This is a genomic window from Longimicrobium sp., assembly GCF_036387355.1.
In the GTDB taxonomy this organism is placed as follows: domain Bacteria; phylum Gemmatimonadota; class Gemmatimonadetes; order Longimicrobiales; family Longimicrobiaceae; genus Longimicrobium.
In genome coordinates this window covers 1-9,442 of the sequence record NZ_DASVTX010000508.1, presented here as the reverse complement: position 1 = coordinate 9,442, position 9,442 = coordinate 1, and the positions used below count along the sequence as shown (strand labels likewise).

Annotated in this window: 7 protein-coding genes and 1 pseudogene; 4 read left to right on the top strand and 4 right to left on the bottom strand. The window is 71.2% G+C overall.

The features are described from left to right. Window positions 1-971: sigma-54 dependent transcriptional regulator (locus VF665_RS22135; RefSeq protein ID WP_331055650.1), on the bottom strand; the 971-nt coding region annotated here is incomplete at its 3' end. Window positions 972-1,237: 266 nt separating this feature from the next. Then, window positions 1,238-2,497, bottom strand: coding sequence for a HAMP domain-containing sensor histidine kinase (locus VF665_RS22130; RefSeq protein WP_331055649.1), 1,260 nt, complete (start codon window positions 2,495-2,497; stop codon window positions 1,238-1,240). 103 nt (window positions 2,498-2,600) lie between these two features. Here VF665_RS22130 and VF665_RS22125 point away from each other — a divergent pair, with 103 nt between their 5' ends. Beyond that, window positions 2,601-3,278: a hypothetical protein gene (locus VF665_RS22125; RefSeq protein WP_331055648.1), complete on the top strand. Its 678-nt coding sequence runs from the start codon at window positions 2,601-2,603 to the stop codon at window positions 3,276-3,278. A gap of 780 nt (window positions 3,279-4,058) precedes the next feature. On the opposite strand, the gene VF665_RS22120 is transcribed toward VF665_RS22125, so the two are convergent. Both VF665_RS22120 and VF665_RS22115 read right to left on the bottom strand, forming a co-directional pair. After that, complete coding sequence (locus VF665_RS22120) at window positions 4,059-5,210, bottom strand: M20/M25/M40 family metallo-hydrolase (RefSeq protein WP_331055647.1); 1,152 nt, start codon at window positions 5,208-5,210, stop codon at window positions 4,059-4,061. A gap of 78 nt (window positions 5,211-5,288) precedes the next feature. After that, entirely contained in the window at window positions 5,289-5,879 is a 591-nt protein-coding gene (locus VF665_RS22115) for a hypothetical protein (RefSeq protein WP_331055646.1), read from the bottom strand. A gap of 220 nt (window positions 5,880-6,099) precedes the next feature. On the opposite strand from VF665_RS22115, the gene ispG reads away from it, so the two are divergent. The 3 genes and pseudogenes from ispG to VF665_RS22100 all read left to right on the top strand — a co-directional run. Next, window positions 6,100-7,341 (top strand): flavodoxin-dependent (E)-4-hydroxy-3-methylbut-2-enyl-diphosphate synthase, encoded by a 1,242-nt coding sequence (gene ispG, locus VF665_RS22110; RefSeq protein WP_331055645.1) that lies wholly within the window; start codon window positions 6,100-6,102, stop codon window positions 7,339-7,341. Between the two features lie 450 nt (window positions 7,342-7,791). After that, a complete protein-coding gene (locus VF665_RS22105; RefSeq protein ID WP_331055644.1) occupies window positions 7,792-8,349 on the top strand; it encodes a hypothetical protein in 558 nt (185 codons plus the stop codon). A gap of 40 nt (window positions 8,350-8,389) precedes the next feature. After that, window positions 8,390-9,442, top strand: a pseudogene (locus tag VF665_RS22100) (hypothetical protein); the annotation flags it as partial.

Below are 9,442 nucleotides of genomic sequence, written 5' to 3'. Positions count from 1 at the left end.
TGCTCCACCAGCAGCGCCACGTCGCCCGGCCGCTCGCGCAGGGGCGGCAGGTGCAGGGGGATGACGTGCAGGCGAAAGTACAGGTCCTCGCGAAAGCGCCCGGCCGCCACCTCGGCGCGCAGGTCCTTGTTGGTGGCGGTCAGGATGCGCACGTCCACCGCGATGGTTTCCGTGCCGCCAACACGCTCGATCTCCCCCTGCTCCAGCGCCCGCAGCAGCTTGGCCTGCGCGGCCAGGCTCAGGTCGCCGATCTCATCCAGAAACAGCGTGCCCCCGCTGGCGACCTCGAAGCGTCCGCGCCGGCGCTCCGTGGCGCCGGTGAACGCGCCGCGCTCGTGGCCGAACATCTCCGACTCCACCAGGTCCTTGGGGATGGCGGCGCAGTTCAGCTTTACGAACGGCCCGCCAGCCCGGGCGCTGCCGTAGTGAATGGCGCTGGCCGCCACCTCCTTGCCCGTCCCCGATTCGCCGGTGATGAGGACACGCGCGTCCGTGGGCGCCACGCGGGCGATCATCTGCCGCACCCGCTCCACGCCGGGGCTGCGGCCCACCATCTCGTCGCGGTCCCCCAGTTCCTCGCGCAGGGCGCGGTTCAGGTCGCGCGCCTTGCGCAGCTCCAGCGCGGAGCCCAGCGTCAGCAGGACGGCTTCGGGGGAGAGCGGCTTTTCGATGAAGTGAAAGGCGCCCAGCCGCGTGGCCTTGACCGCGTCGGACAGGGAGGCGCGCCCGCTCATCATGATCACCGGCAGCTCGGGCGCGGCCTCGCGCAGCCGGGGGAGCGCGTCCAAGCCGCTCTCGCTCCCCATGTACAGGTCCATCAGCACGGCGTCGGGCTCCTCTGCCTGCACCTCGGCCAGGGCGCCCAGGCCGCTTCCCGCCTCGCGCGTGCGGTAGCCCTCGGCGCGCAGCAGGCTGCCCAGCATGCGGCGGATGTTCGCTTCGTCGTCGACGATCAGGATGCTGGCGGGCATTGCGGCGGATGCAGGGAGTCAGGAGCGGCGCGAGCGAACGGGCGCCTTCTACGCCCCGCGCCGTCCGAAGTTTCCCCGCGGGCACGCGCCGGGGCCGCCCCGTCCGCCGTCCACACCCCGCAATCGGAAGCGGGCGAACGGCTTGGAATCCTCGGCGATGTGGATATGATCCCGTCCGCCGGGCCTCCCGAAGGCCCGGCGCACATCCCGGGAACAGGAAAACCCGGCGGAGCCGGGTTTTGCGTCATCGGACGGCGCGGGGTGCGTCAGCGGAAGGCGCGCGCGCCGGCGCTGAGGGCGGGTTCGGCGTCGTTCTGCACCGCGGCGGCGGGAAGCGCGACGCCGAACTCCGCGCCGCCCTCCGCACGCGTGCGGGCCCACACGCGCCCGCCGTGCGACTGCACCGTCTGCCGGACGAGAGCCAGCCCCAGCCCCGTCCCGCGCGCGCGGGTGGTGAAGTCCGGCTCCCAGATGCGTTCCACGATCTCCGGCGCGATCCCCGGCCCGGAGTCCAGCACCCGCACCTGCACCTCGCCATCCACCGTCCCGATCACCACGTCCACGCGCGCGCCCGGCCGGCCCTGCACCGCCTCGCCGGCGTTCAGCAGCAGGTTGGCGAACGCGCGGGAGAGCGCGTCGTGGTGGCCCTGCACGCGCGGCGTCCCGTCCGCGGCCTCCATGGATGACGGAAGCTCGGCCGGAAGGTGGGTGCGGCGCAGGTAGTCCAGCATCTCCTGCAGGTCGATCTCGCTCGGCGGGCCCTCGGGCATGCGGCCCAGCTGGGCGAAGGTGCGCGCCAGCTCCTCCAGCCGCGCCGATTCCGCCGCCAGCACCTCCAGCGCCTCGCGCGCGTCCTCGCGGGGCGGCGCCGCGCGCTCCAGCGTGCGCAGCGCGAAGCGGATGGGGGTGAGCGGGTTCTTGAGCTCGTGCGCCACCCGTCGCGCCATCCCGATCCACGTGCGCGCGCGCTCCGCCTCCAGCGCGCGCTCCCGTGACGTTTCCAGCTCCGACGCCATGCGCCGCAGCGCGTTGCGCAGCACGGCGAACTCGTCGGACGTGCTGCGCCCGTGCGGCGCGGGGAGCGGCTGCCCCTGCCCGATCATTCCCGCCCAGTCCGCCAGTTCCTCCACCGGCGCGGAAAGCCGCCGCCCGATGCGCCGCGACGCCCGCATGGCGAGCACGGCCAGGAGCGCCCCCGCCGCCAGGCCGGCCAGGGGGATGAGGCCAAGGCCGCGGCGCAGCAGGTACTCCCACCGGCGCGCGTTGGTGATGCTTTCCTCCAGTTCCGCGCGATGGACGGCCGCCGCGCGTGCCAGCGCGGTGTCGCCGGACTGCTCGGCGCGCTGCACCAGTTCCGCGCCGCTGCGGCCCACGCGCTCCCACGCGCCCACCGCGTCATTCAGGCGCACGCTCCGCGACAGCATGAACGTTCCCACGCCCATCACCAGGAGCGAGGGAAGCACGCTGAACAGCAGCAGCGCGCGCCGCAGGCGGCGTTCAAAAGGCTTGCGCCGAAGGGTCGTCACAGGGGGTGCGGTTGACCGGGGATCACGGGGCGGCCAGCTTGCCGCGCCGCCAAACATGTCCCCGTGAGCGCGGGGGAGCAAGAAAAACGAGATTGTAGCAGCGATGTCGCACGAGCTCCAAGCCGCCCTGCAGGCCCGCTACGCCGTCCGCGAAGAAGAATTCGCGCATGGCGGGTGGAGCGTGCGCATGCTCCTGCCCCGCGCCGCGGACGAGCTGATCGACGAGCGCGAGTACGCGGTGGATGAGCGGCTTCCGTACTGGGCGGAGCTGTGGCCCAGCGCGCGCGCCCTCGCGCGGCATCTGCTGGACGGAGGAGCAGACGACTGGGCCGGGGTGCGCGTCATCGAGCTCGGCGCGGGAGTCGCGCTCCCCTCGCTGGCGCTGCTGCACCTGGGCGCGGACACGCTCGCCACCGACTGGTACGCGGATGCGCTCGCCTTTGCGCGCACCAACGCGTGGCGCAACGGGCTGGGCGCGCTGCGCACCGACCCGCTGGACTGGAACCATCCGCCGCCGGAAGAGCGCTACCCGCGCCTGGTCGCCGCCGACGTGCTGTACGAAAAGCGCAACGCGGACCTGCTGGCCGCGCTGCTGCCGCGCATCGTCGAGCCGGGCGGGATGGCGCTCATCGCCGATCCGGGGCGGGTGTACGCGGGCGAGTTCCTGGACGCGATGCGGGCGCGGGGATGGGCCGTGGACCTGGCGGACGAGCGCCGCGAGAAGTCCGCCGCGCAGGCGGAAAGCACCGTCCGCATCCACCGCCTCCGCGCGCCGCGCTGAGCGGCGGCGGGTGGCGGAGCAGCTGAGCGAATGAATTCGCCGCAACAACGGCGGAAAGTCCCCCAGAACGGACGGGGGACTTCACCTGCACGGGGCGCCAGGGTGCCGGTGTGGGTGGCGGAGTTCAGGGCGGCCCCCACCCGGGTTCGCATGACTCACCCACCCTCCCCCAGCACAACCTGGGGGAGGGTTGTCGGCGTGGGGAAAACGCGGTGCGATCCACAACCATTCGTGGCGCGGATGGTGTCCTGAGCGGATGAATCCGCCGCTCAGACAGCGGGAAGCCCTGACTCGCGGCCGCTGTCGCGTCAACGCTCGGGACTTCAACTGCACGAACGACAACACGGGGACGTCAGCGCGGCCAGCGGAGTTGGAACGGGCGGTAAGTAGATCCTTCGTCGGCGCCAAAGGTCGGCGCGGCTGAGGGTGCGTCCGGCGCCTCCTCAGGATGACAGGTTGTTGCGCTGAAAAGGGTTGCGAGCACCGCGGAACCCGGGGCCCGGTGCGGCTCGTGGGGGGCCGCACCGATGCTGAGGGCCCAGTCCGCGAAGGCGGACTTCGTGCTCTTCCAGCCGAATTCATTCGCTCTGGACGGCGGCCGCGCCGACCCGCGCCGACCCGCGCCGACCCGCGCCGACCCGCGCCGACCCGCGCCGACCCGCGCCGACCCGCGCCGACCCGCGCCGACCCGCGCCGACCCGCGCCGACCCGCGCCAATCGCCACGCCTGGCACGGACACCTGCCGATCCCCTCCTCGCACGGACACCCGCCCAGCCCCGCTCACCCGCAGAACGTCACCGCGGCGCACGCCAGAATCCGCGCCGTCTGGTGCACGGATTCCAGATCCACCCACTCCTCCGGCGTGTGCGCGCCGCCCCCCGCCGGCCCCATCACCACGGCGTCGATCCCCGCCGCGCCCAGCAGCGCCGCATCCATCCAGTACGGCGCCCCGCCGCGCGCCGGGCGGCTCCCCAGCACCGCTTCCGCCGCATCCTGCACCGCGGCGGCGATGAGCGAATCCGGGCGCGCGGCCCACGGCTCCCGCGTGAGCAGCGGGCGCACCTCCGCGCGGAACGTGGCGTCCTCCGCCGCCAGCGCATCCAGAATCGCGCGCACCTCGGCCACCACCGAGGCTTCCGTCTCCCCCGGCACCGTCCGCCGCTCGATCTGCAGCACCGAGCGCGCGGCGTAGGTGCTCCACCCCGTGCCGCCCTGCAGCGTGGCCGCGTGCAGCGACGGCGGCCCCACCACCGGGTGCGGCGGGCGGGCCAGCAGCGCGGTGGAAAGCGCCTCCAGCCGCGCCAGCACGCGCCCCATCCGCAGGTTGGCGTCGATCCCCTCGGCAAAGGCGCTGCCGTGCGCGGCGCGGCCGTGCACCACCACCTCCATCCAGCAGAACCCGCGGTGGCCCACCACCAGCCCCAGCTCCGTAGGCTCCGTGAGAATGCAGGCATCGGCCGTGTGGTGGCGCAGCACCTCCTCCATCCCCAGGCTGGCCTCCTCCTCGTCCGCGACGGACGCAATCAGCAGGTCGCCCGCGAGGGGCGCGCCGGACTCCACCACCGCCTGCACCGCGGCCAGGGAGGCGGCCAGCCCGCACTTCATGTCGTAGGCACCGCGGCCGTACATCCGCCCGTTCTCGATCCGTGGATGGAAAGGGTCCGGCATGCCCTCCACCCCCACCGTGTCGTGGTGCGCGTACAGCATCAGCGACCGCCCGCCTCCCGTGCCCGGCAGCCGCCCGACGACGCTCACGCGCCCCGGCGCCGGCTCGTGCGCGCTCGTGCGCATGCCCAGCGCATCCATCCGCGCGCGCACCTCATCCGCCACCGCGCGCTCGTGGGTGGATCCGCCGCTGAACGCGGGGTTGATGGACGGAATGCGCACCAGATCCGCCAGCGTGCGGGTCACCGCGCCTTCGTCGATCCGCATCCGCTCCCTCCCAGAACGAAGCCGAGCGAAAGGCACCGTGCCTTCCGCTCGACAGAACCTACCGTACGCGGGGCGGGATCAGAAGGCGTAGCCCACCGACAGCCGCGCCGTGGGGATGATGAGCTGCGCGTCGCCGAACTGGTCCTCGGAGTCGTTGAAGAAGACGCGCTTGGCGCCGGCGCCGTAGCCGTAGTAGAAGCGGCGGTCCACGCCCAGGATCTGGCTGCGCGCGATCTCGATGCCGATGCCGAGCCCGTTGATGCTTTCCCGCCGAACATCGTCGTACGAGTCGTTGTACTCCCGGTCGGAAAGCATGGTGGGCCCCGCGGTGACGCCGAACGAAAGGCCCTGCAGCGGATCGCCGGAGGGGTAGTACCGCAGCTTGGCTTCCACCGTGGAGTAGCGCAGGTCCTCGATGCTGAAGTAGCTCGCGCCGAGCCCCAGCGTCACGGTCTGGTTGAGGGTGCGCTCGTACTCCCCGGCGTAGAAGCCGAAGATCGCGTGGATGGGAAGGATGGAGATCACCTGGTTGCGCACCAGCGAGCTGTCCACGGGCGCGGGAGAGGTGTTCTGCGCGGCGGCGGCGGCGGGGGCCAGCGCGGCGCCCAGCAGCAGGGCCAGCGTGCACAGCGGACGCGCGGCGGCGCGCGCGGAGTCTCGTACGGTCATGTCGGGAAGCGGGCGGGAAGAGGAAGGGACGAAAATCAGCGGCCGGGCGGCGTGTCCGCCGGGACAGCGGGAAGTCAAACGTTCCTGCGTACCGTTTCAGGACGGGCGCTGTTCCCCCACGCGGGAGCAGGCCGCCCGCCATCTTTGCCGAAGTAAGGGAATGGGTTAGATTTGCGGGCTTCGGGCGACCTTCACGACACTCCTGATTCTCCGCACAACGATGTCAGCGATCCGGCGCAGGCCTACCGTTACCGTGCACGTGGGCGGCGTTCCCGTGGGAAGCGCCGCGCCGGTGGTGGTGCAGTCCATGACCAACACCGACACGGCCGACATCGAGGGCACCGTCCGGCAGGTAGCCGCACTGTGGCGCGCGGGAAGCCAGGTGGTGCGCGTGACGGTGAACAACGAGGAGTCCGCGCGCGCGGTGCCGCACATCGTTGAATTCCTGCGCATGCGCGGGGTGGACGTCCCCATCGTGGGCGACTTTCACTACAACGGCCACCTGCTGCTGCACAAGTATCCCGACACCGCGCGGGCGCTGGCCAAGTACCGCATCAACCCCGGCAACGTGGGCGCCAAGCGGCACGACGAGAACTTCGCGGCCATCATTGACCGGGCGCTGGAGTTCGGCAAGCCGGTGCGCATCGGCGTAAACTGGGGCTCGCTGGACCAGGCGCTGCTCACGGAAATGATGGACGAGAACGCGCGCTCCGCCGCCCCGCTGGACGCCAAGGAGGTGATGCTGAACGCCATGACGGAGAGCGCCATGCGTTCCGCCGCGGCGGCGGAGCGGCTGGGGCTGCCGCACGACCGCATCATCCTTTCCGCCAAGGTGAGCGGGGTGCAGGACCTGGTGGCGGTGTACCGCAAGCTGGCGCCGCTGAGCGACTACCCGCTGCACCTGGGGCTCACCGAGGCGGGGATGGGCACCAAGGGGATCGTGTCGTCCGCGGCGGGGCTCTCCATTCTGCTGCAGGAAGGCATCGGCGACACCATCCGCGTCTCGCTCACGCCCAAGCCGGGGGGCGACCGCACCGAAGAGGTGCACGTGGCGCAGCAGATCCTGCAGTCGCTGGAAATCCGCTCGTTCAGCCCGCAGGTCACCAGCTGCCCCGGCTGCGGCCGCACCACGTCCACGTACTTTCAGAAGCTGGCGGAAGACATTCAGAACTACCTGCGCGACCAGATGCCGGTGTGGCGGCAGACGCACCCCGGCGTCGAGGAGATGAAGGTCGCGGTGATGGGGTGCGTGGTGAACGGCCCGGGCGAAAGCAAGCACGCCAACCTGGGGATCAGCCTGCCGGGCACGTTCGAGGAGCCCAAGGCCCCGGTGTACATTGACGGCGAGCACGCGGTCACGCTCAAGGGCGACCACATTGCCGCCGAGTTCCAGCAGATTCTGGAGGAGTACGTGGCGTCGCACTACCCGGCCCGCGTGCTGGAGCCGGTGCTCGCGGGATAGGTGCCGTACGCGAGTGGATGAACGGAAGCCCCGCCCCGTGATGCACGGGCGCGGGGCTTTGTTCGATCCCGGGCTTCCCGCGACTGATGAGCACCGGCAGACCTCCGGCCTTTTGCCGGTCGAACTACCCTTCGGGCAGTCTTTGGTGTACACTATGGGACAAAAAAAGACCCCGGGTTGGTCACCGACACTGGTCGGGAGAGCAATCGCCCGGGGACTGTGCACGAAGGATAAACAGATGCCCGACCTCACGCAAGTCGCCTCAAGCGATGCATTGTGGAAGGTCCTGTCGCCTGAGCGCCTGGAGAGAGGATACGGGGGCGCCGATGCAACACGGCCTGAAATCCTCGCCCGCTATCTCTGGAACGCCGCGTTGTGTGAAGCCCTGTACCCGTCGCTCCAGATGCTGGAAGTGGGCTTCGGAACACGATCTACGATGCTGGTTGCTCGGTGTATCCGGTTGCGCAGACCGTACCGCCTGATCGCGTTCCGTGCTGGCTCGACAGCCCCGGACTCCTGCACACCAGTGAGGCAAAAAAGGTGCGTGCAGCCAAGCTGCATCTCGTTGGAACCGGAAAACCGCTTGCGCCGGGCCGCCTGGTCGCGGAACTCACCTTCGGATTCTGGACCGCGCTGTTCGACGTCCGGTACGAGTCTACCCGCGTGCTCTGGCCACGGCTCTTTGGCCAGAAGATCTTTGCTTCCGCGCCCAGGAGCAAGCGCAGCCGCAAAGCGCTGTCGCCGCTCCTGAACCGGGTCCGCAACCTGCGGAACCGCGCATTTCATCACGAACCCATCTGGCACTGGCGCGACCTGCGCGACCAGCATGCACTTGTTCTGGACCTGATTGGCTGGATGAGCCTTTCCCTGCTTGATACCGTACAGCTGCTGGACCGCTTCGATGCGGTACACGCTTCCGGTGTCGACCGGTACCGGACACTGCTCAGCGGCGGAGACGCCGGTACCGATCAGGCACAGCCCGGAACAATCCAACTCGGGCGCGCGTAGACGGCGAGCGTCATCCTCTTCCCCCCGCGGTCCCGGTTTGATGATCAAGCGAGTTCTGCCGGCCCTGCTGCTCGCGGCGGCGTGCGCCACCACCGCCGGCGCGCAGACCACGCGCCCCTGGCTGGCGTGGCGCACCCTGCGCACCGAGCACTTCGACGTGCACTTTCCCGCGGAGCTGGAGCCGTGGGCCCGCGACGCCGTGTCGCGCATGGAGTCCATCCAGTCCGCCGTGGCGCCGCTGGTGGGCAGCACGCCGGAGCGCCGCGTCACCGTGGTCATCGACGACCCTGCGGGCGAAACCAACGGGACCGCGTGGTCGTTTCTGCGCACGCCGTACATCCAGCTCTACCCCACCCCGCCCGATCCGCGCTCGGCGCTGGGCAACTCGCGCAACTACACCGAGCAGCTCACCCTGCACGAGTTCACCCACATCGCCCACCTCACCCGCCCCAGCCGCCGCCCCATGGCGCGGCTGCGCGGGGTCTTCGCCATCCCCGGACAGGGGCCGCTCGCCGTCGCGCCGCGCTGGGTCAAGGAGGGCTACGCCACCTACGTGGAAGGCCGGCTCACCGGCAGCGGCCGCCCGTACAGCGCCATCCGCGCGGCGACCATCCGCCAGTTCGCGCTGGAGGGCAGGCTTCCCGCGTACGGCCAGCTGGACGCCGTCACGGGCGCGTACCAGAGCGGCGGCATGGCGTACATGGTGGGCTCCGCGTTCCTGGAGTGGCTCGCGGCCCGGCGCGGCGAAGCGGGCCTGGTGGACCTGTGGCGCCGGATGTCCGCGCGGCAGGTGCGCACCTTTGACGAGGCGTTCCGCGGCGTGTACGGCGGGTCGCCCGCAGAGATGTACGCCCTGTTCGTGGTGGAGGCGACCGCAAACGCGCTGGAGGCGCGGCGTCTGCTTTCCGCCGCGGGGCTGGTGGCGGGCGACACCGTGCAGCACCTGACGTGGGGAACGGGCGATCCCACCGTGAGCGCGGAGGGCAGGCACGTGGCGCTCCTTCTGCGCGGCCCCACCACGGCCTGGTCGCGCATCGTCGTGTGGCGCACGGCGGAGCAGCCGGGAGACTCGGCGGCCAACGCGGCGCGCGCG

What these genes read in the sequence shown, in the direction of transcription:
- VF665_RS22120 (WP_331055647.1), bottom strand. Translation starts at nt 5,210, where the DNA reads ATGCGGATCGACGAAGGCGCGGTGACCCGCACGCTGGCGGATCTGGTG.
- VF665_RS22115 (WP_331055646.1), bottom strand. Translation starts at nt 5,879, where the DNA reads ATGACCGTACGAGACTCCGCGCGCGCCGCCGCGCGTCCGCTGTGCACG.
- ispG (WP_331055645.1), top strand. Translation starts at nt 6,100, where the DNA reads ATGTCAGCGATCCGGCGCAGGCCTACCGTTACCGTGCACGTGGGCGGC.
- VF665_RS22125 (WP_331055648.1), top strand. Translation starts at nt 2,601, where the DNA reads ATGTCGCACGAGCTCCAAGCCGCCCTGCAGGCCCGCTACGCCGTCCGC.